The organism is Psychrobacter sp. CCUG 69069, from assembly GCF_021023115.1.
Classification (GTDB): domain Bacteria; phylum Pseudomonadota; class Gammaproteobacteria; order Pseudomonadales; family Moraxellaceae; genus Psychrobacter; species Psychrobacter namhaensis.
Window position 1 is genome coordinate 69536 of record NZ_QQAI01000004.1, and the last position, 23503, is coordinate 93038.

Here is a 23503-nt window from a genome sequence, read left to right on the forward strand (position 1 = left end):
AAAAAAGCATTATGATCCGTGGTCACTCAATCGAACTCAAACCCAACAACGTACAAGCAAATCACTTTGCCCGTGCTTGCGGTGTGGCGCGAAAAGCCTACAACTGGGCTTTGCATGAGTGGCAACGACAGTATGCACTTGACAAGGCGTATCGTGAGGCGTGTTTGGCGACTGGTATTGAGATTGATACCAAAAAGCTAAACAAACCCTCACAAGCGAAGCTCAGACGCGAATTGAATGCTATTAAGCGTGAATTATTTCCTTATATGCTGGAAGTCACCAAATGCGCTCCGCAAGCCGCAATCATGCAATTGGGTGATGCTTATAACAACTTCTTTAAAGGCCTCACGAAATACCCAACGGCTCGTAAGAAAGGGCGTGACGATAAATTTAGTCTGTCTAATGACCAATTCGCTATCAAAGGTAAGTCCATTCGCATACCCAATCTAGGCTGGGTTCGATTAAAAGAAGCATTGCGATTTGACGGCAAGATCATGTCAGCCACCATCTCCAAGCGTGGCGGTAAGTGGTTTGTCAGTGTGGCCGTTGAGATGCAAGCATCTTCACTTCCTACTAAAAAGACAGGTAAAAGCGTGGGCATCGACCTTGGTATTACTGATTTATTGGTTTTATCAGACGGCACTAAAATCAAAGCACCAAAGCCACTAAAAGCAAACCTTAAAAAACTAAGAACGCTAAACAAAGTGCTCAGTCGCAAGAAGAAAGGTAGTAAAAACAGAGAAAAAGCGAAAACCAAGCTCTCTCGTTTGCACTACAAGATCAGGAGTATTAGGCAAGACTCTCTCCATCAAATCACATCAAAGCTGGTCAAAGCGTTCGATGTGATGGCAATTGAGGATTTAAACGTCAAAGGTATGGTCAAGAACCGCAGATTGTCACGGGCGATCAGTGATTTGGGTTTCTTTGAATTTAAGCGACAGCTTATCTACAAAGCCAATGAGCAAGGCAAGACGGTAAAGTCAGTTGGGCGCTTCTATCCCAGCTCCAAGACCTGTTCAAACTGCAATCATATCCTTGGTAAAGATGAGCTGACGTTGAAGATGCGCGAGTGGATCTGTCCTAGCTGCCAGACAAAACATGACCGCGACCTTAACGCCAGCATCAATATTTTAAACAACGCGACTGTCATCTTAACAGCCGCATAACTCCGTTTTATTGGACGGTGAGTTCCATCGCCAATTAAAAAAGTCTGTGGAGTCGTGGTCAGTCTAAGTCTCAAACGAGAAGTAGCGCGTGACAGTGAAGCAGAAAGAAAACGTCAAATCTGGCTAATAGTTAATATTAGTTAGGTTTGAGTAAGATTTTTGGAACGGCTTGCTGATACTCAAAAAGACTCTTAAACTGTAATGCTTTATCATAATTAAAAACCCTGTGACCACCAACCAAAAGATTTCATTTGCCAACACGGCCAGTGATATAATCGGTTGAGTTTTAAGTCATAAAAATTGTCGCTGCGGTGTTATGATACGATGTTGATACCCACTGTTAAATACAACCTACCTAAAAAAGTTAGACGTCAGTGCTAACGTAAGGACTATAAAATGAATATGGCAACACAAGATGGTAAGCTTTGGATGAATGGCACGATGATTGAACAGCCAGATGCTAAAGTCCATGTGCTCACTCACAGTCTGCACTATGGCATGGCTGTGTTTGAAGGCGTGCGCGCTTACCAAACTGCCGATAAACGTACGGCGATTTTTCGCCTAAAAGAACATACTGAGCGTCTACTCGGGTCTGCAAAAATCTTTCAAATGAATGTACCCTTTGATGCAGCGACTCTAGAGCAAGCGCATAAGGATGTGGTCAAGCAAAACAACTTAGCAGAAGCCTATATCCGACCGCTGATTTGGGTGGGTGCAGAAAAACTGGGTTTGTCTTCACGTGATAACAGTATCAACGCGATGGTCGCTGCTTGGCATTGGGGCGCTTATCTTGGTGACGAAGGTATCAAAAACGGTATCCGCGTAAAAACCTCATCGTATACGCATCACATGCCAAACGTCACGATGTGTAAGGCGAAAGCATCTAGTAACTACCCTGTGTCTATCATGGCAAACCAAGAAGTCACTCGTAGTGGCTATGATGAAGCGATCTTAATGGATCCACAAGGCTTTGTTTGTCAAGGTGCTGGCGAGAACTTATTTTTAGTGAAAAACGGTGAGCTACACACCCCAGATTTGTCTGGCGGCGCTTTAGACGGCATCACTCGTCGTACTATCCTTCAGTTCGCGGCTGATTTGGGTATCAATGTTATCGAACGCCGTATCACTCGTGATGAGTTTTATTTAGCAGATGAAATCTTTATGACCGGTACTGCTGCTGAAGTCACGCCTATCCGTGAGTATGATGATCGTATAATCGGTAATGGTGGTCGTGGCCCGCTGACTGAAAAATTGCAAACCCTCTACTTTGATGTGGTGCATGGTCGCAATGAGAAATATATGGACTGGTTAAGCTTTATTGACTAACCAAGCCATTACTTTCAAGGCTAAAAAGGCTGAACATAATTGTTCAGTCTTTTTTTTATGCTAATATAGCCATCATATTTATTCACACGATTAAAGTGAGCAGCCAATGCCAATAGATTCTAGTGCAGCAGATAATAAAAACGTCAAACAAATCATTTGTATTAAATGGGGGACAAAGTATGGTGCGGATTATGCCAATAAATTATACGGCATGGTCTCTCGTAACATCACGCCACCGTTTCGTTTTGTCTGTTTTACAGATGATACGACCGATGTACGCCCAGAAATCGAATGCCAAGAGTTGCCACCGCTAGATGTCACTATGCCGACCAATACGTTGGGTAAATGGCCAAAGTCGCGTTTATGGGGTGAGAAGCTAGGTGATTTGACAGGCACAGTGCTGTTTGTAGATTTGGATGTGATTATAGTAGACAGCCTTGATCCTTTCTTTGAGTATGGGGAGCCAGATGACGTTATTTTGTCCTATAACCCGAGTAACCCCTTAGAGCGCTTAGGGCAGACTTCTTGCTTTAGATTTCAGGTAGGATCGCTTGTTTCATTACAAGAGACATTCAAAGCCGATCCACAAGGTATCGCTGATGAGTATCGATTTGAGCAGCGCTTTGTCACTCGGAATGCCCCAGGCGGTGTTAAGCTGTTTCCAAAGGCATGGGTAGCACATTTTAGACGTAAATGCCGTCAGCCATTCCCGCTGAACTATATCAAGGAACCAAAGATTCCTAAGGGTGCCCGTATCGTTATCTTCCCTGGCGACTTATACCCTACGCATGCTATTGAAGGTAGATACAACAAAAATGCGGCTAACAACGCCAAAGATCACCTAAAAAGACTCACTGAACCCAAAAATTTAAAGAGACCACTACGTCATTTGCGTCATTTTATCTTACCAGTAGGGTGGATAGAAAAATATTGGAAAGAGTAAGCTCAATGCTATATTTGAGTACTTTCACGTTAAAAAATCAGTATTAAAGCTTTATGTCATAGATATGAGACTTGGAGCATTCATCAGTCAACGGATATAATTATGAAAACAAATGATACTATTAGAGTTTTTGTCGGTTGTGACCCAAATAACTGTGATCTAGAGCAGATGATGGTATTAGATTATAGTATTCATAAACATACCAGTGTACCAGTTGAAATAGTATGGATGCAATTATCGCGTGATCCTAATAGCTATTGGTATTCTAATCCTGAGACTGGTGAAGGATGGAATACTACTAATTGGGACACACCATTCTCAGGGTTTCGCTGGGCGATTCCAGAATATTGTAATTATTCTGGACGTGCTATTTATATGGATACAGATGTCGTTATTTTAGATGATTTGTTAAAATTGTGGAATCATCCAATTGATGGGAAGTCTATAGTAGCGGCTAAGAAAGTTTCTAAAAAGACTCGTATGTGTACCTGTGTATGGGATTGCAGTCGTGCTAAAAATAGTCTTCCTTCAGTTGAGAAAATCATGGAGGACGCTGATAGTCATAAAAGAATAATGGAAATGATAAAAAAGAACCCACGACTTTTAGCACCCTTCAATGACAGCTATAATTGTATTGATGGAGAGAGTTTACCGATAGAAGATATTAAAGTTTTACATTATTCTGATATGGGTACGCAGTTTAGTCACAAGTACTCATTGAAACGGCTTGAAGCAGAAGGTTCAACGCATTGGTTCGATGGAGAGGTTTTACCACACCCTAGACAAGATTTAGTTGAATTATTTGATAACTATTATAATGAAGCTTTGACTAATGGCTATCAACTAGAGAATTATCGAATAGATCCTTTTGGTACCTTTCCAAAAAAAACTCAAAAAGGCTATGTTGGTAATCAAGTTACCCGTCCAACGTCTTCTAAATCTCTGTTTGCAAGGCTGTTCAAGCGCTAATAGTTTCTATAATACAGTTGTAATTTTTTCTAAAGAATGTGCAATAATTTATTTATAGGTCGTGTTATATGAATCAGCATAAAAAAATAGCGTTACTCGTTATTAATTGCTTACAAGGTGGCGGTGCCGAACGTGTTGTACTTACGCTAGGACAGGGATTCCATGAATTAGGTTATGAAGTACATGTTTTAAGATTCAAACCTCTGATTGAGTACGATCTAAATTCAAATCTAAATTACCATATACTTAAATTCAAACCTTATAAGCTAATACCAGGTTCACAACGTCGCGATAAAATTTTTGCTCATGCAGTAGATAAGTATATTTTAAAAGAAATAGGCAGCCCTGATATCATATTATCTAATCTTGATCGGGCTGATAGTATTATGAGCAACAGTGAGATGCCTAATATTATGTATGTCATTCATACTACATTGTCGTTAAGCCATCAAGCTAACCAAACCAGCGAGTCTCATAAATTAAAGCAAAAGTTAATTAATAGGTATTCTAAACACCCTTGTATATGTGTGAGTAAAGGCGTTCAGGAGGATCTCATAAATTATCTTGGTGATATCACTCCTATAACAACTATCAATAACCCTATAGATAAAGTTGCCATTGAGAAAATGGCTGAAGCATTTGTTCCTGACTATCAAAATTATATTGTGCATATTGGTAGTTTCAAAGAAGCAAAGCGGCACGATATTTTATTAAAAGCATATGCTCAAACAGATATGTCTCTACAGTTACTGATTTTAGGGAAGGGTAAGCTCAAACGTGAAATAGAGGCATTAATTATTGAGCTCGGTCTAGAAGGTAAAGCGATATTGGTGGGTTTTCATGACAATGCCTTCCCTTATGTGAAAAATGCAAGTTTTGAAATATTGACATCCAATAGAGAGGGGTTCCCTTTAGTTATTGCAGAAGCCTTAGCCATTGGGATTCCAGTCATCAGTACTGACTGTCAGTCTGGTCCTGGCGAAATGTTACCTGCAAAAAACTTGATGTTGACAGATGATATTCATTCAATTAAAGAAAAGTTGAGTCAAGCGATGAAAGATCCAAATCAATTTAAATCTGATTTTGATGATAGTCTTCTTCCGATAAAAGTAGCCAAAAAATATCTTGAGTTTATGGACAGTCACAAATAAGAGAAAGATTATTAAACTCTATTCGTCCCACCATTTAGACCAATCGTCTTTATGTAATGATCTGAGGGCATTGAAAGCGGTATTATGATGTTGTATCTTTTCAAATACGGTTAGTAATATAGTAGTGGCCAATCTATCAGTTTTATAGAATGTTTTATAACGTTTACGCATATTTCTTAAGCTATCATCTCCGCCGACACGGAAGTAGGTAAGACCATCGTACAAGGGTAAGTCGCTAGCATAAAGTAGTTCGATTTTTTCAGCCAATAATGATGTATGTTCGGTATTAATAGGTAGCTGCAGAAAGTTTTTGGTTTCATAGGTTCTTAAGGTATTCATTAGAGTAATGACATTCATTAGAATAGCAGCTCTAAGAGTATTATTTGAGTGGTCAATAAAAGTATCGCAGGCTGAGACTATCCAGCGCAACGAAAGATGCTTTAACAAATAGTCGCTCTCTGCTTCCCATAATCTCTCAAATTCAGAAAATGTTTTATCTATTTTATATTTACGACGCATCAATATAATAAGTGTATTGTGATAAAAGCAGAGCTCAGATTCCCCTAGTGATTGGTATTTCAAATTATTCAAATGATTTTCTAAATCTTTGCTTTTGCGCTCATCTGTTAGTGCCTCAATATCACACATTGACTCAGTAATAATTGTTGCTTTCATCTCATCAAAGCTTTTACCATCATAATTTTTGATAATTTTACCCGCATTCAATCTTTTTTCGCTTCGGAATACTAACAGCAATTTTCTTTGCCAATTTGAAGATGTAGTCATATGTTTAGAATCCTTTGAGCAAATATAGCGATATTAAAGATCAAACGCTTGAATTATAGGAGTTGGAGATTTTTTGTTCTTATTTAAACTGAATAGTATTCTCTATACCAATCCACAAATCTCTCAATACCCTCTTCGATACTGGTTTCAGGCTTAAAGCCAGTATCATCTATCAATTCATCTATATCTGCATAAGTAATCGGCACGTCGCCTGCTTGCATCGGTAGTAGGTTTTCCTGAGCCTTTTTGCCACACGCGTCTTCGATGGCAGTGATAAAGCGGCGCAACGTGACGGGCTGGTTATTGCCAATATTGTAAATCTTATAGGGGGCAGACGCTGTAGTAATAGTAGAATTTTGGGGTAAGGGAGGTTTGTCTATTATTCTAATAATGCCTTTGACGATATCATCAATATAGGTAAAATCACGCTGCATCTCACCATTATTAAATACATTGATGGGCTCTCCAGCTAAAATCTTTTTGGTAAAAGAAAAATATGCCATATCAGGTCGGCCGTAAGGACCGTAAACAGTAAAAAATCGCAATCCTGTCGTCGGGATATTATACAAATGACTATAGCTGTGGGCCATAAGCTCATTGGATTTTTTGGTGGCCGCATATAGGCTGATAGGAAAATCAACACAATCAGCAGTGGTAAATGGCTGTTTAATATTCATGCCATAGACAGAGCTAGAGCTGGCATAGATCAAGTGCTTGATATCGTGGTGACGACAGCCCTCTAATACGTTAACAAAGCCAACCACGTTCGAGTCAATATAGGCATTTGGATTTTCGATAGAGTAGCGTACGCCTGCTTGAGCACCCAAATTAATCACGGTATCAAATTGATAGGTGGAGAAGAGATTGGACATTGCTGTGCGATCAGCAAGGTCTAATTTCATGAAAGTAAAATTTTCTGGTGCTGATAGCTTACTTAATATCTGTAAACGCTCTTCTTTTAGACCAACATCGTAATAGTCGTTGATATTATCAATACCAACGATATGATAGTCTTTATTGGGTGAGTTGGTGTCTAACAGGGCTTTGATCAAGTGAAAGCCTATAAAGCCTGCAGCGCCAGTGACTAAAATTTCCATCAGTCGCTCCCAAAGAGATCTCGAGTAAACACTTTGTCGGCCACATCTTTTATATCATCAGATAGGCGGTTTGCGACAATGACATCACTCATTGATTTAAACGTCTCTATGTCTTGAATAACTCGTGAGTTAAAGAAGTCATCTTCTTTTAGCACAGGCTCATACACCACAACTTCGATACCTTTGGCCTTAATGCGCTTCATAATCCCTTGTATGGCAGAGGCTCTAAAGTTGTCTGAGCCACTTTTCATGACTAGTCGATGTATACCCACAATTTTTGGCTGCCTTTCGATAATTTTATCAGCAATAAAGTCTTTGCGTGTTCTATTAGAGTCGACAATGGCTCTGATAAGGTTACTTGGCACCTCATCATAATTTGCCAATAATTGCTTGGTGTCTTTAGGAAGGCAATATCCGCCATAACCAAATGACGGATTGTTATAATGATTGCCAATACGTGGATCCAAACCAATGCCTTCTATAATCTGTTTGGTGTCGAGACCAAACATCTGAGCATAAGTGTCAAGCTCATTAAAATAAGCCACGCGCATGGCTAAATAAGTATTGGAAAACAATTTAATCGCTTCAGCTTCAGTTGGGCGCACAAATAATAAGGGCACGTCTTTTTTAACTGCGCCTTCAAGCAACAAGTTGGCAAATACTTCAGCACGTTCAGACTGTTCACCAACGATGATTCGGGAGGGGTAAAGGTTGTCATGCAGGGCTTTGCCTTCTCGTAAAAACTCAGGCGAAAACATAATACGATCAGTCGCATACCGTTCTCTGACCGTGACCGTGTATCCGACAGGAACAGTAGACTTTATAACAATAGTCGCCTGTTGGTTCACCAACAGCACTTGTTCAATCACCGATTCTACCGTTGACGTGTTGAAATAGTTGGTCTTGGTATCATAATCAGTTGGCGTTGCTATGATGATAAAATCGGCATCTTGATAGGCTGCGGCAGCATCAAGCGTTGCAGAAAAATTGAGGTTTTTATGCGATAAAAACTCGTCAATATCTTCATCTTCAATAGGAGATTGCTTCGCATTTAACAACGCTATTTTTTCAGGGAGGACATCGACAGCGACGACTTCATTGTGCTGTGCCAACAACACTGCATTTGATAAGCCTACGTAGCCTGTCCCTACTACTGCTATTTTCATAATGAATCCACATGATTTTTAAGTTTACGCTATGAATGATTTAATCCAGTACTAAATATAGTCAATTCTAAATAAAACAGAGACATCATATTCTAACGTGGAACTGGTATAAATTTTTCTGGCGTGCTGTGCCTGCGCAGACAGAGGCTGCAAAAAATTCATCCAGTCCCACTGTATCGCTTTTATACTGAACTCATTATAGTTCTAAGATCAACACAAGCTGAGGCCAAAGCCAAAGCGGCAATTTAGGGTCATTCACTGCTGTTTTTTACTACTGAGCGTGGCAAATAAGCTGAGAACTTATGAGTCATGGCTTGGCTGACTTTTTTCTGTAGGTCTGGCTCAAGAAGGTCTAAGCTTTGAATACAGCCGTATTTAACAGTTTCATTCTCCAAAGTAACTATAAAATCTTCTACGCTACTTTTGTTTTTTAAATAGTTGACAGGTATATTTGGCTTTAGTTCTGCCTCGTCTTTTTTGATTTTTAGATGGTTCATCAAGGTGACAGGGTTTACTTGGGCGACGTTTCTAAATTTATATTTAATCTGTTCTATCAAAAAGTCAGGATTACTGAGTAAATGGTTTTTTAAAATATTTTTATCGATAATATGGGGGTAATGATGTATCTCAAAAAATCGATCCATACCCAGCACTTTCGCACTTAACATCTGCGCTACGGTGTGGCTTGGCTGTATTGGTGTCCCAAATAATTTAAAGCGAGATTTGCGAACATTGAGCTTGGCATTCAAAGCAGCATTTTTGCGCCAATGCCCATGAATGATAAGCTTTTCATTGTCCAAAAAATCATTGATCGTCACTGGTTGATTAAAAAAGAAATCATCGTTCATATAGATAAAGTGGGCAGACAGTCCTTCGATATTCCATATCATTGTCTCGATCGATCGGGTATTAAACGTCGGTAAGTACTGCTCATATCCAGAAAATATGTCTTTATGATCGATGATGCGTATTTTATCGGCTGAACAAATATTTTGCTTAGCAAATTCATCGATGAAGGCTGGCCGTTGTTGGTCCGTGACAACATAGATATGACGGCAAAAAGGCACGTATTTGATGATAGACGCAATATTATAGTAGATCTCATCGTCACTAGCGAAACGTGTGGCCGTTACTGCCTCTGAAGCCACTGATTTGCCCGATTTATAAGCTTCTCTTTTTTGTTTAAGGCGAGGGTCGTCGCCATCTACCCAAGCAATGACCACGTCTAGTGTTTTTCCGTCAGGTTGTTTCAAGATGTTCCCCATGTGCTTATTGCCAGTGCTCTTTTAGCCAAGGACTTGGTTTCACATGACGGTACCATTTGCCACTGCCACCTTTGATAGCGTCTGGTGGATTGATCTCACCATGAAAAATAACGATTTTTGCGCCATCTGGTAGGGTAGGTGTTCGTACAAAGTTAAATGGGATGGGTGCGATGCATTGATATTTAAAACTCACGCACCATGTCTTGTCCCAATACTCCAGATGATGATGTTCACGTAAATAATTCGACAAATAGGCTTGTTCGTGGCGAACTTGCTGGCGAATGGTATCAAAGTTACGCTCAAAATTTGCTAACAAATCAGGGTAGGTATTCATACCGATGTTAAAGCGATACACAGAGCTGTTACCAATCATCCGCCACGGTTTTTTCCAGTCACGGATGATGACCACACTGTCTTCATGGGCGGCTTTATAAGTAAAAAAAGCATCAATATTATCGACAATCACAATATCAATATCTAAAAATAATGCCACGCCTTTTAGATCGTAAAGTTCAGGCTTAAAGGTAGTCAGCTTTTTCCAGCCACGCTCAGGGCCTGCGGGTAGGTCCATTTTAGGAATAGGATAACAGGCAATAGTAGGGTCAATGCCAGTACTGTCATCAGTGAGGCAGACCATTTGAAAATCTAAAGTCAGATGGCGGCTGACCATGTTATACAAGCGATTGACGTACTCAGGACCATATTTATCGCCCCATTTCATACAAATAATATAACGCTGTTCAGCGGCATTTGCGTTGGTTTGCGTTGGGTTTGGAGGTTGGGTCTTAGTTACGTCAGATGTCATAATGCACTCATATTGAGGTAAGTGAATGATCAATGTTAAAAATGGTATGAGGTAAAATTCAGCCAATATTAGCACATTGTGTCTAATGCTACGTTTAAATAGTTAAACGATAGTACGGTTATTATTTATGATTATCGAGCTTAGCGTTATCATTAACGTCATTATCAGTACGTTCAAAATCTGTAGAGTAGTGAGCTTGAATAAAGGCTTTTAAAGCTGCTTTATCCGCATTATAAGGATTGCCTAAATTTGGGATACGTTTAAAACGACGATAGCCCCACATATAATGGCTATATTTATCCTCAATCATACGCTGCATGGCCAAATTAAGCGCATGAGCCGCTGTTTTTGCATCGCGATCATAAAGTGCTGGATCGTCAAGCTTATAGCAATAAATATCGAAACCGTGCCCGTCCTCACGGCGAATACAAGATAGACCGACCAGTGCACATTTGGTCTTGCTGGCCAGTTTGGAGGCGAGGGTGCTGGTTAATGTTTCGATACCAAAAAAAGGCACAATCACACCACCTGAAGGATCAGGAACATGATCAGGTAGCACAATACTAAAACCGCCCTGCTTAAGGGTTTTAAACACCGCTTTCACACCACTACCATCGGTAGGTACTAGTGTCGCATTCAGACGCGCACGCCCCTGAAGGATAAACTCATTCGCGTATTTGCCGTCAACTGGTTTATACATAATGGTTGGTGAGCCAAATTGATTGAGCCACGCGTTCATCATCTCCCACGTACCAAGATGCGGTACGATGGCGAGCATGCCGTTGGGATTGGCAAGGCCTTCCAATAAAATATCTTGATGATGGACATCACGGATCTGATTGATGCTCCATTCAGGCGGCATCGCCCAGCTCTTAATAGACTCAATGCTAGTCAAGCATTGATGGTAGACAATATCTTGGGTTAACGATTTTTTCTGAAGATCAGATAAGGTGGGAGCAATCAGCGCCATATTAATACGAATGGTACGCCTAATACTTAAGTTGGGTAGTTTGACAATCACCCAAGCAGCAAAACGTGCCAGTATCTGCAAAACAGACAATGGCACGACTTTAAAAATATGATACGGATTCATAACCACTCGCATAGCAATGAATCACATAACAAGCTGTGTAGATAGCAACTAAGCATCATCAAGCGTTTTATTGAGCAGATTTGTTGGTATCAGCTTGTGCTTTTTCACGCACACGAATGCCAAGATCACGTAACTGCTTACTATCGACTTCAGCAGGTGCCTGAGTTAGTGGGCACTCAGCAGTTTTGGTTTTCGGGAATGCAATGACGTCACGAATAGAGTCCGCGCCTACCATGAGCATAATCAGGCGATCTAAACCAAAGGCCAAGCCACCATGCGGCGGTGCACCAAATTTTAAGGCATCAAGTAAGAAACCAAATTTATCTTCAGCTTCTTGCTCGCCGATACCTAGCGCATCAAGTACGGCTTGCTGCATATCATAGGTATTGATACGTAAGCTACCACCGCCAATCTCAGTACCGTTTAACACCATATCATAAGCGATAGACAGGGCAGATTCTGGGTTGTTTTTTAGCTCTTCAACTGAACCTTTAGGCTTAGTGAACGGATGATGCATGGACGTCCAACGACCATCGTCAGTCTGCTCAAACATTGGGAAGTCTGTTACCCAAAGCGGCGCCCACTCACAGGTAATCATTTCCAAGTCTAGACCGATTTTTTGGCGTAGTGCACCGATCGCATCGTTCACAACGCTGGCTTTATCAGCACCAAAGAAGATAATATCGCCATCTTCTGCAGCAGTACGCTCGATCAGGCTGACCAGTACATCGTCAGTCATGTTTTTGATAATTGGAGACTGTAGGCCAGATTCTTGATCCACACCGTTGTTGATCAAGCTTGCGTCATTGACTTTGATATAAGCCAAACCGCGTGCGCCATAGATACCCACAAACTTAGTATAAGCATCGATTTGCTTACGGCTTAATGAGGCGCCACCAGGGATACGTAGGGCTGCCACGCGACCTTTAGGATCGTTCGCAGGACCGGCAAATACTTTGAAGTCCACGTCTTTCATCAAGTCGGCAACGTCAACCAGTTTTAGTGGGATACGCAAATCAGGCTTGTCTGACGCATAGTCACGCATCGCTTCAGCATAAGTCATACGCGGGAACTGCTCAAACTCAACATCCATCATAGTCTTAAATAAATGCTTAATAAGACCTTCGTTGATGTTCATGATTTCTTCTTCGTTCAAGAAAGACGTCTCGATATCAACCTGAGTAAATTCAGGCTGACGGTCGGCACGTAAGTCTTCATCACGGAAGCATTTAGCGATTTGATAATAACGGTCAAAACCTGACACCATCAATAATTGCTTAAATAGCTGTGGTGATTGTGGTAATGCAAAAAAGTTACCAGGGCGGGTACGTGATGGCACAAGATAATCACGTGCGCCTTCTGGCGTTGCACGAGTCAAAATAGGGGTTTCAACATCCAAGAAGCCATGATCGTCTAAGTAACGACGAATCGCTGAGGTTGCTTTGGCACGGAACACCATACGCTCTTGCATTTGTGGACGGCGCATATCGAGGTAGCGATATTTGAGGCGCAAGTCTTCTGATACCGAGGTTTTTTCGTCATTCAATGGGAATGGCGGTGTCTCAGATTTGGCCAATACTTCAATTTCTTTGCCCAACAGCTCAATTTGGCCGCTGGTCATGTTATTGTTTTCAGTACCTTCATAACGGCGGCGTACGCGACCAGTTATCTTTAGTACGTATTCAGGACGTACGGCGTCAGCAGTGGCGAACGCTTCTGGTGTATCAGGATCGACAACTACCTGCAAGATACCTGCGCGGTCACGCATGTCTAAGAAAATCACTCCACCGTGATCGCGACGACGATGTACCCAGCCTACGATACTAATGGTTTGCTCAAGTAAGCTTTCGGTTACGGCTCCGCAATATTCGTCTCGGTATTCGCTATGCGTCATAATATAATTATCCAGTTATCAGCCCAATTCGAAGTACAATAATGCAGCCATTGCTGTGGGTTTCAAGCTTTTTGCAAAAAAAACACACAAACAACGCGATTAAGACATAGGGTCATCACGTTGGCTGCAGAAAATTTGATATAAACGCATATTATGCCTAATCTCCCTTTGTTATACAACCAGCGGATTTTAATCCAAGCGCAGTCATGCTCAAGTATCAGCTGTATTGATGCAACAGTACTTATATTGAGTTAAATATTGTCATTCTGCTTGAAAATACTGTCAAGCGTGCTCATATCAACCGCACGCTAATAAAAACAGCCATATTGATATATCTACTGACTTGAGGACTTGTAATTATGCTATTTCATCCGCCCAAAAATCCTGTTGAACTAAAGGTTCTTCATCTTAATGAAGCGCAAAAGCAGCGCCGTGAAGATTTAATGGAAGCGACCCAAGGCAAAGCTGCCCTCAAACAATTTAAAAAAGTAATGGCCAAAAAAGCCAAGAAAGCGCTAAAAAGCAAAAATAAAAAGAAAGATGCTGATAATAAATCACAAGTATTCGTTTTAGACTTTGATGGTGATATCAAAGCGACTGCGGTCAAGCACTTACGTGAAGAAATCAGCACGCTTATTAGCACAGCAAATAAAGGCGATGAAGTCATCGTGCGCCTAGAATCAGGGGGCGGTTTGGTGCATGGTTATGGATTAGCAGCGGCGCAATTGGCCCGTCTAAAAGACGCTGATCTCAAACTAACGGTATGCGTGGATAAGGTGGCGGCAAGCGGTGGTTATATGATGGCGTGTGTCGCAGACAATATCATTGCCGCACCTTTCGCCATTATCGGCTCAATCGGTGTGGTGTCACAACTGCCTAACTTTCATAAGTGGCTTAAAAACCATGACGTAGATTATGAGATGTTTACCGCGGGTGACTATAAGCGTACGGTGACAGTGTTTGGCGAAAACGATGCAGAAGATCGTGCTAAGTACCAAGAAGAGCTTGAGCAGACGCACGAGTTGTTTAAACATTTTGTGAATACGTATCGTCCAGCATTAGAGGTCGCTAAAGTAGCCACTGGTGAGCACTGGTATGGCGAAGATGCGCTAAAGCTTAACTTGATTGACAGCTTGCAAACCTCCGACAGTTATATTTTAGAGCGCATGGAAAACAGCGACGTGTATGCCCTACATTCACGCCAAAAGCCGACGCTAGCAGAGAAGCTCGGACTTGCGCAAGCAGCAGAGGCGACCCTTAGCATGGCAGTGGATAAACTGCCGGATGCGTTAGCACGTTTTGACTTAAACAGCCGCTTAAATATTTTAAAATAATGTTAAATAACATCATGATGCCTCATAGCTAATATTTTAGTGGTTAGATGACCTACTGTACATTGTTTGTATTTTGTAAAAGGCGTGTCCTAACTGGTCGCGCCTTTTTGCTGTTTATTCATAATCGCTGTGTTATAAATGTAGCGTATAGAAGACAGTATACGTACGTACACTATATGCTTCTTATATCAAAAAAAATTATTGAAACGTGATGCAGATACTCCATAAGGAAAAGGAAGTCCCCTATGTCTAACAATACATTGATGTTTACGGCAACAGAGCATGGTCAAGCCATGCACGCCAAAGTCAAAGCGTTTATCGAGACGCATATTGAACCAATCGAAGCGCAGTTTTGGCATGATTGTCATGAGCAAAACCCTGATGGTAATTGGCGCAACTGGCAGTGGCCAGAAAAGTACGAGAGTTTGCGCAAACAAGCACGCGAAGCTGGCTTATGGAACCTGTTTTTGCCTGATGACACGTTAGGCGCTGGACTGTCAGTGACTGACTATGCCCCTATTGCGGAGTTGACCGGACGCAGCTTATTAGCGCCTTATGTGTTTAACTGCAATGCACCCGATAGCGGTAATATGGAGCTTTTGTGGCGCTATGGCTCAAAAGAGCAGCAAGACAAGTGGCTCACCCCAATTTTAGAAGGTAAGACGCGCTCTGTGTTTTGTATGACAGAGCCGGATGTGGCCTCAAGTGACGCGACCAATATGCAAGCGACTGCCGTGGTTGAGGGGGATGAGATTGTCATCAACGGCAGTAAGTGGTGGTCATCTGGCCTAGGTGATCCTGCTGTTGATGTTTTGATTGTTATGGCCTATACCCCTGATGAAAATAAAGACCGCCATCATCAGCATTCGATGGTACTGGTACCAGCAAAAACAGCCGGTGTAAACATCGAGCGTATGCTCAAAGTATTTGGTGATTATGACGCGCCGCACGGTCATGGCGAAGTCAGCTTTGACAATGTACGTGTGCCAGTCAGCCACTTTATCGGTGGGCCGGGTATGGGGTTTGAGATTGCGCAAGGTCGCCTAGGGCCAGGACGTATACATCATTGCATGCGTTGTATTGGTGCGGCCGAAAAATCGCTAGAGCTGGCCGTTAAACGCGGTATGGAGCGTACGGCTTTCGGAAAGCCGTTATTACAATTGGGCGGTAACTTTGAGCGCATCAGCGATGCTCGTATCAAGATTGATCAAGCACGTCTGCTTACCTTGTATGCGGCACAAAAAATGGATGCGCAAGGCACAAAAGCGGCACTCACTGAAATCTCTGCCATTAAAGTCGTTGCACCAACCGTGTTGCAAGAAGTGGTGGATATGGCGATACAGATTCATGGTGGTATGGGCGTGTGTCAAGACACCATGTTGCCAAACTTCTTTGCGCAAGCACGAGCGCTCCGCTTGGCCGATGGTCCTGATGAGGTGCATAAAACCATGATTGCTAAGTTAGAATTAAAGCGTCAAGGTTTTAGCCGCTCGTCGAAATCTGAAAAGTCTTAATTTCAATGATTACTACCTTCGATGACTGGTTGTGAGGATCATTCATAATGTCACCGCTTAAGTATTATCGGAGTTGAGAGACAAATAAGGCCAATGAAGCATTCACTATTAATGATTCAGTAGTGAATTTTTCATCCCTAAACGACGTTAGAAAAATAAATGACCACATGATAAGGAATGTCTCATGGTAACTGACACTCGTGCCAAAAACACTGGCATCAAAGACACTCAGGCCAATAATAAAGTACTGGATAAAGGCGGCGCCGTTCGTGAGGGCGAAGAGCTGGATGCCAAAGCTGTCAGTGAATGGCTGCGCAATCAAAATGTTGAGGTAATAGGGGAGCCGACCGTCACTCAGTTTTCAGGGGGCGCGTCAAACTGGACGTATCGTTTGCAGTATGAGGGTGACAATAAAAATCAAGATTTAATATTACGCCGACCACCAAAAGGCACCAAAGCCAAATCTGCCCATGACATGGTACGCGAATATACGGTCCAACACGCACTAAAAGATGCTTATCCTTATGTGCCTAAGATGGTTGCATTATGTACTGATGAAGACGTGATCGGTGCTGATTTTTATGTTATGGAGCGGATGGAAGGTATCATCCCTCGTGCCAATTTACCAAAGGGGATCGATCTGGATCCTGAGCAAACTCGCGTGCTTTGTACCAATGTCATTGATGCTTTGGTTGAATTGCATCAAGTGGATTATAAGGCACATCCTGATTTAGTGAATCTTGGACGCGGTGAGGGTTACTGCGAGCGTCAGGTTAGTGGCTGGGATAAGCGGTATATCAAAGCGAAAACGCCTAACGTTCCAAGTTTTGCTTTGGTCAGACAGTGGCTTGGTAAACACACCCCGGCTGATAGCCAAACTTGCCTCATTCATAATGATTGGCGCTTTGATAATGTGATCTTAGATGCTGATGATCCAACTAAAGTCATCGGTGTCCTTGATTGGGAGATGGCAACACTAGGGGATCCTTTGATGGATTTGGGCAGTGCATTGGCTTACTGGATTGAAGCAGATGACAATATTGTCATGCAGCAGTCGCGTCGCCAGCCCACCCATTTAGAGGGTATGATGACTCGTGATGAGGTGGTGGCTTATTATCTTGAGCAAACAGGATTAGAAATAGACAACTGGACCTTTTATGAAGTGTTTGGTCTGTTTCGTTTAGCAGGTATCGTTCAGCAAATTTATTATCGTTACTATAATAAACAAACACGCAATCCAACGTTTAAGAATTTTTGGATCATTGTGCATGTACTCCATGCTAAATGTCTTAAGTTAATTGCTCAGTATGAGGGCGAGGCATTATTTACCAGCCATGTACAGCCGCACTTACAAGACATGGGGGTGGATGCGGCTACGATTGGGCAGTTACCGAGTCCTGTGCAAGCGGTTATTAAAGGCATTTTACCAAAAAGCTATTTTTTGCCCACTTCTTATAAATCTGAAGAGCCTGAGTAACCAGTATCTAGGGCGACCCTTAATGTAATCGATAGTCATCTCGGTGGTCTAAAAGTGGCTAAATTTTGCCAAACAGCTGGATAATATCTTAATGTTATCTGCGCTGTTTTTCTTGTTTGACGGTAATTTATTTCATTTTTACCACCACTATTAAAATGATGACACGCCTAGAAAACCACGCTTGATAAAATACAATAAAAAGGTACTATTTTATGACAACCATACTGTTGGCGCGTCATGGCCAAGCGTCCTTTGGCCAAGAAAACTACGACCAACTCTCAGAGCTTGGCGGTATCCAAGCGCAGCTGCTTGGACAGCATTACGCCACCACACAGCGCCGTATTGATGCTATTTTTACGGGTAGCTTGGTTCGACAGCGAGACTCTGCTCAGCATTTCTGGGAGCGCTATCAATCATCTATCACCTCTGAACACAGTAATGGCGCGCTGGCATCTGTCATCGATGTAAATGAGCCCAACAGTTATACACTGCCAGAGTTTGATGAATTCAATCATAAAGACGTGTTTATCAAATCTGACCCTGTCTTTAATAGTCGAGCCGCGATCGCGGCTGAAATTGCTAAGTCAGATGTTCCAGACACACGGTTAGCTGAGCTATTTGATCAAGCGATGCAGCGCTGGCATAGTGGTGACAATGATCAGGATTATGTTGAGAGCTGGCCACAGTTTAGCCAGCGGGCACAACAAGCACTGGAACAAGTACGTCAAAGAGTGGCAGGCTTAAACTTAGATCGTGATAGTACGGTGTTGGTTTTTACCTCAGGTGGTGTGATCGCTGCTATTACCGCACAGTTATTAAAGCAAGGCAGTCAAACCGCTTATCAATTGAATAAAAGCTTGGTCAATACTGGGGTAACGTCTGTCACATTAAAGAACCAAAGTGCTCGTTTAATGTCTTTAAATGAATACAGTCATTTATTTTCTGAAGGCAAGCGTTTTGTAACGTGGCGATAAACGGATCAATGGTGGTAGTGACACAATAGAAAAGAAGGAGTCGTGACCCTAAACACGCAAGCGCTATTATAGACTATCAAAAAAGCGAAAGAGGACTCCACCCGACATTAGGGTGGAGGTGAATTTCGCATCACTGGTTGGTTTTTTGACTCAGGTATTACACAACCTACTCATTGAAATAAACACCCTTAAATTCTAGTATTATAAGCATGTTATCAAACACACACTCATTAACAAAGAAAGCATTTATGAAAATCAACAAAGCGTATAAATTTAGGCTTGAGCCTACTGCAGAGCAGGCGGTTATTCTAAATAATCTTGTCGGCTCTGCGCGTTTTGTTTGGAATCAAATGCTGGCAATATCGTTTGAGATGTTTGCTAAAAATGAGTTTATCAATGCCACCAACCTCGTTAATAAAATCGTTGGCTTAAAAAACAACCCTGATTTTGAGTTCTTAAAAACAAGCTCAAATGCCGTAACCTTACAACAAAAGGTACGCGATCTTGCATCGGCTTGGTCACGATTCTTTGACCCCAAAGTACACGCCAGACTCAAAGAAAATAAAAACAAACCTCGTAAACCCAAGTTCTTTAAACTGGCTGACGGCACAGAGATCCAACTACGACCTCTAATGCCACAATTTAAGCGCAAATCCGATGGTTGTGACTCAATCAGACTGGTTCAGTTTGCTAAATACTGCCGTATTGAGGGCAACCGAGTCAAACTGCCTAATGGCGTGGGCTTCGTGAAATTTAGAAAATCGTAAGAGATCATCGGCACGATTAAAAACATCACCATCAGCAAGAAATCAGGGCACTGGTACGTGTCATTTGGCACTGAGCGCGAACTGGCCGAAAAGCCGGTTCACCCCTCTAAAAGTGCACTAGGCTTAGACATGGGTATCAGCAAACTACTCACCACCTCAAACGGTCAGTACATTAAACCTAAAAACAGCTTTAAAGCCAATCAGATCAAACTTGCCAAATTGCAAAGAGGACTAGCAAAGAAAAAACTGTTTAGCGAAAACTGGAAAAAGCAAAAGCATAAGATTCAAAAATTACACCACCATATCGCCAATATCAGACAGGACTACTTGCATAAAATCACCACCAGCATCAGCAAAAACCACGCCATGATTGCTTGTGAGGATTTGAAGGTCGCCAATATGTCGACATCAGCCAGCGGGTCGGTGGAGAATAAAGGCCGTCATGTCAAAGCTAAGTCAGGATTAAATAAATCCATTTTAGATCAAGGCTGGGGTATGATGGTCAATATGCTTGAGTACAAGCAGCAATGGCGCGGTGGATTACTGATCAAAGTAAACCCACGCTACACCAGCCAGACCTGCTTTGAATGTAAGCATATCGCTAAGGAAAATAGATAAACTCAGTCCAAGTTTGAGTGCGTCAAATGTGGTCATAAAGCCAACGCTGATATTAATGCAGCTCGTAACATATTAGCGGCAGGACATGCCGTTTTGTCTGCGGAGGGAGGATGCAGTCAAGGTCACCCGATGAAACAGAAAACTTGCGACGGTCGTGAGAAAGTCGCCTAAAGGCTAACGCTTTTAGAATCCCCCATTTGAGCGCAGCGAAAGTGGTGGGAGTGTGTCAACCGACTCTATCCAATATTGAATAAAAAGGACTGTCCATGCAAAACAAATGGAGAAACTTAGTAGTCAAAAGCGCCAACCAAGGTAAAAGTCAGCTGTTTAGTGCGATGCAACCCTCACGCTATTTACAAACCTTAAATAAGCAGCAGGCTGGAAAAGGAAAAACGGTGCTTATTACTGGTGCTAGCTCAGGTTTGGGTGAGGGCATGGCAAGACTCTTTGCCAAGCTTGGTTATAATCTTGCAATATGCGCACGCCGAACCGATCGTTTAGCGCGTTTAAAGGCAGAGCTAACCTCAAAATATCCCAATATCCGTGTTGAGTATCGAGCGCTTGATGTTAGCGATTACGATGCTATTTTTGCCGTGTTTGACGCCTTTGCCGATGATTTTGGTGGTATTGATCGGGTGGTAGTAAATGCTGGTATTGGTGACAGTCGCCGCATTGGTAAAGGACGTTTTGATACCAACCGCCGCACGGTCGAGATTAACTTTATCTCGGCATTGGCGCAATGTGAAGCGGCGATGAATATCTTTCGCGCTCAGAACAGGGGGCATCTGGTCGTGATATCAAGCATGTCAGCGATGCGTGGTCTGCCTAAGCACTTGACGGCTTATGGCGCTAGTAAGGCAGGCTTGGCTCATTTAGCAGAAGGTATCCGTGCTGATATGCTTTTAACCAAATTGCCGATTAAGGTTTCTACGATTTATCCAGGTTACATTCGTACTGAGATTAATGAAAATGCCAAACCATTACCGTTTGAAGTGGATGCGAAGACGGGTACTAAAGCAATCGTCGCAGCGATTGAGGCTGGTGTAGATGAAGCCTGTGTACCAAGTTTGCCATGGTCAATAGTTGGGCAGGCGATGAAGCATTTGCCATTACCGTTAATCAATAAATTAAGTTAACACGGTTAGTTGTATCAGTAGTAGATAAGAAAAAGCCCTCTATGTTTAATGTAGAGGGCTTTTTTATACGCTGTTTCCGAGGTTAGAGGGTTTGAGGATTGTCTAACATGTGCTGTTCACGCAGCTTTTGGCGCAGCACTTTGCCTACATTACTCTTTGGCAGTTCGCTGACGAACTCTATGTGGCGTGGGCACTTATAACCCGTCAAGTTATCTAGGGCAAAGTCTTTAATATCACTTTTGGTGACATTGTTGTCAGCGGGGACGATATAGATTTTGACCGCTTCACCTTGATGTTCATCAGGAATACCAATCACCGCACAGTCAATAATTCCATCACAGTCTAGCATGACGGATTCAATCTCATTGGGGAAGACGTTAAAGCCTGAGACCAAAATCATATCTTTTTTGCGGTCAAGTAGGGAGATATAGCCTTGTTCATCCATACTAATGATATCGCCAGTACGGAAGTAGCCATCGCTGGTAAAGTCGTTTGAGTTGTCTTTATTGAAATAGCCGGAGGTGATGTTTGGGCCCTTAATGCACATCTCACCCGCTTGATTTAATCCTACACGTTCACCATTATCATCGACAACGATAATATCGACACTAGGAACGGGGATGCCAATAGTCCCGTTGAATTTACGGTCAGTAATGACGTTCGCAGTACCGGCCGCGACGCCTTCAGTCATACCCCAACCTTCCACCATCGGGCAGCCAGTAACATCTAACCAGCGGGCAGCTGTTTGCTCAGTTGCGGCCATACCACCAGCTTGGGTGATGCGTAGTGAGCTAAAGTCTAAGTCTTTAAAGTTTGGCTGGTCAAGCAAGCCTTTAAACAGCGTGTTGACCGCTGGGAAAATGTGGAACGGCTGTTTGGAGAGGGTTTTGATAAAGCCTGGCATGTCGCGTGGGTTTGGCACCAGGATAAAGGTGTAGCCTGAGCGCATACCCAATAAGCTAAGCATAAAAGCAAAAATATGATAGAGCGGTAACGCCATGACCATATTGATATATACCTCATTGATCTCTGAGGTCACAGGACGGTACCAAGCTTCTGACTGCATCGCGGCTGCTACGACGTTACGCTGAGTCAAAACAGCACCCTTAGACAGACCTGTCGTGCCACCCGTGTACTGTAGGATGGCTTTTTGTGGCATGCTGGTTTTTGGTGCTTGGATAGGTAAATTTTTCCCTTTTTTTAGCACATCAGGGAACTTGGTGACATTGTATTTAGGATCATTAAGGTTGTATTTGGGTACTAAGCGCTTGACCTGACGGATGACTGTATTGACCAGTATTCCTTTTAATCCCATCATATCACCCATCTTTGATAGGACGATACGCTTGATATTTGTTTCTTCAATCACCTGCTCGAGCGCTTGCGCAAAGTTATCGACCACAAAGATAACCTGAGCCCCTGAGTCATTTAACTGATGGCGTAGCTCACGGCCTGTGTATAGAGGGTTCACAGGGGTGCAAACATACCCTGCACGTAAAATACCAATCATCGTTGGCAAGTACTGAGGCACGTTTGGCATCATGAGAGCAACGACACTGCCTTTAGGGATCCCTTGAGCTTGTAACCATGCTGCCACAGCAAGTGACGCCTTATCAACGTCGCCATAAGTGTGAGTGACGCCCATACAGATAGTCATTGGATGCATACGAAAGCGGTTAAAGCACTCTTCATATAGCTCTATGAGGCTCTCATACTGATCAGGGTTAATAGTCTTGGGTACGTTTTCTGGATATTGAGCAAGCCAAGGCTTATCTGCTGTCATACTTAGCGTCCTTAAATGTTGAGATAAGTTAAGGTTCTATAAAGAAGTAGTCACATCCATGTCAACAATGCCAGTCATCGCGTTAAACGCAATGGATTGTCGCGTGCTATCCTATTTATTCACAGACTGCTCAAATACGGGCCTTTATGTCGTTTATTCAACTACTAAGAGCAAGCTTATCAGTCGAGTAAACGGGTAATACTGGTGCTACTAGAACGTATCACTTATAAACAAAGCGA

18 protein-coding genes and 1 pseudogene are annotated in these 23503 nt (G+C 42.4%); 11 read left to right on the plus strand and 8 right to left on the minus strand.

The annotated features are described in order from the left end of the window. Nucleotides 1-11: 11 nt before the first annotated feature. From DVY93_RS04395 to DVY93_RS04415, 5 genes are all read left to right on the plus strand, one after another. Nucleotides 12-1166, plus strand: a complete 1155-nt coding sequence (locus tag DVY93_RS04395) for an RNA-guided endonuclease InsQ/TnpB family protein (protein WP_230709318.1) — start codon at nt 12-14, stop codon at nt 1164-1166. 396 nt (nt 1167-1562) lie between these two features. Then, nucleotides 1563-2492, plus strand: coding sequence for a branched-chain amino acid transaminase (locus tag DVY93_RS04400; RefSeq protein ID WP_193006625.1), 930 nt, complete (start codon nt 1563-1565; stop codon nt 2490-2492). Nucleotides 2493-2598: 106 nt separating this feature from the next. Next, a complete protein-coding gene (locus DVY93_RS04405; protein ID WP_230709320.1) occupies nt 2599-3435 on the plus strand; it encodes a glycosyl transferase in 837 nt (278 codons plus the stop codon). A 102-nt stretch (nt 3436-3537) separates the two neighbouring features. Further along, nucleotides 3538-4404, plus strand: coding sequence for a glycosyltransferase (locus DVY93_RS04410; protein WP_198333497.1), 867 nt, complete (start codon nt 3538-3540; stop codon nt 4402-4404). A 68-nt stretch (nt 4405-4472) separates the two neighbouring features. After that, nucleotides 4473-5555 (plus strand): glycosyltransferase, encoded by a 1083-nt coding sequence (locus tag DVY93_RS04415; RefSeq protein ID WP_198333498.1) that lies wholly within the window; start codon nt 4473-4475, stop codon nt 5553-5555. 18 nt (nt 5556-5573) lie between these two features. Here the strand turns inward: DVY93_RS04415 and DVY93_RS04420 are convergent, their stop codons facing one another. From DVY93_RS04420 to aspS, 7 genes are all read right to left on the minus strand, one after another. Further along, nucleotides 5574-6341 (minus strand): hypothetical protein, encoded by a 768-nt coding sequence (locus tag DVY93_RS04420; protein ID WP_230709322.1) that lies wholly within the window; start codon nt 6339-6341, stop codon nt 5574-5576. Nucleotides 6342-6424: 83 nt separating this feature from the next. Then, nucleotides 6425-7438, minus strand: a complete 1014-nt coding sequence (locus DVY93_RS04425; protein WP_230709324.1) for an NAD-dependent epimerase — start codon at nt 7436-7438, stop codon at nt 6425-6427. After that, nucleotides 7438-8604: a nucleotide sugar dehydrogenase gene (locus DVY93_RS04430; protein ID WP_198333501.1), complete on the minus strand. Its 1167-nt coding sequence runs from the start codon at nt 8602-8604 to the stop codon at nt 7438-7440. Before DVY93_RS04430 ends, DVY93_RS04425 begins: the two co-directional genes overlap by 1 nt. A gap of 251 nt (nt 8605-8855) precedes the next feature. After that, nucleotides 8856-9857 carry a Stealth CR1 domain-containing protein gene (locus DVY93_RS04435; protein ID WP_404671889.1) on the minus strand — a complete coding sequence of 334 codons (1002 nt, stop codon included), beginning with the start codon at nt 9855-9857 and terminating at the stop codon, nt 8856-8858. 16 nt (nt 9858-9873) lie between these two features. After that, nucleotides 9874-10674 carry a glycosyltransferase gene (locus DVY93_RS04440; RefSeq protein ID WP_230709327.1) on the minus strand — a complete coding sequence of 267 codons (801 nt, stop codon included), beginning with the start codon at nt 10672-10674 and terminating at the stop codon, nt 9874-9876. Between the two features lie 121 nt (nt 10675-10795). Further along, nucleotides 10796-11767 (minus strand): lysophospholipid acyltransferase family protein, encoded by a 972-nt coding sequence (locus DVY93_RS04445; protein ID WP_230709329.1) that lies wholly within the window; start codon nt 11765-11767, stop codon nt 10796-10798. A 67-nt stretch (nt 11768-11834) separates the two neighbouring features. After that, nucleotides 11835-13661 carry an aspartate--tRNA ligase gene (gene aspS, locus DVY93_RS04450; RefSeq protein WP_193006638.1) on the minus strand — a complete coding sequence of 609 codons (1827 nt, stop codon included), beginning with the start codon at nt 13659-13661 and terminating at the stop codon, nt 11835-11837. A gap of 359 nt (nt 13662-14020) precedes the next feature. On the opposite strand from aspS, the gene sohB reads away from it, so the two are divergent. The 6 genes and pseudogenes from sohB (at nt 14021) to DVY93_RS04485 (ending at nt 21481) form a co-directional block, all read left to right on the plus strand. Further along, nucleotides 14021-14995, plus strand: a complete 975-nt coding sequence (gene sohB, locus DVY93_RS04455) for a protease SohB (RefSeq protein ID WP_230709331.1) — start codon at nt 14021-14023, stop codon at nt 14993-14995. A 263-nt stretch (nt 14996-15258) separates the two neighbouring features. Beyond that, entirely contained in the window at nt 15259-16509 is a 1251-nt protein-coding gene (locus DVY93_RS04460; protein ID WP_226949553.1) for an acyl-CoA dehydrogenase family protein, read from the plus strand. 184 nt (nt 16510-16693) lie between these two features. After that, the gene (locus DVY93_RS04465) at nt 16694-17986 is read left to right on the plus strand and encodes a phosphotransferase family protein (RefSeq protein ID WP_230709333.1); all 1293 of its coding nucleotides are present in this window, start codon (nt 16694-16696) and stop codon (nt 17984-17986) included. 212 nt (nt 17987-18198) lie between these two features. After that, entirely contained in the window at nt 18199-18960 is a 762-nt protein-coding gene (locus tag DVY93_RS04470) for a histidine phosphatase family protein (protein ID WP_230709335.1), read from the plus strand. Between the two features lie 248 nt (nt 18961-19208). Next, nucleotides 19209-20516, plus strand: a pseudogene (locus DVY93_RS12450) (RNA-guided endonuclease InsQ/TnpB family protein). A 164-nt stretch (nt 20517-20680) separates the two neighbouring features. Continuing rightward, a complete protein-coding gene (locus DVY93_RS04485; protein WP_226949513.1) occupies nt 20681-21481 on the plus strand; it encodes an SDR family oxidoreductase in 801 nt (266 codons plus the stop codon). Between the two features lie 82 nt (nt 21482-21563). Here DVY93_RS04485 and DVY93_RS04490 read toward each other — a convergent pair whose 3' ends face one another. Then, entirely contained in the window at nt 21564-23264 is a 1701-nt protein-coding gene (locus DVY93_RS04490; RefSeq protein WP_230709339.1) for an AMP-binding protein, read from the minus strand. Between the last annotated feature and the right edge of the window lie 239 nt (nt 23265-23503).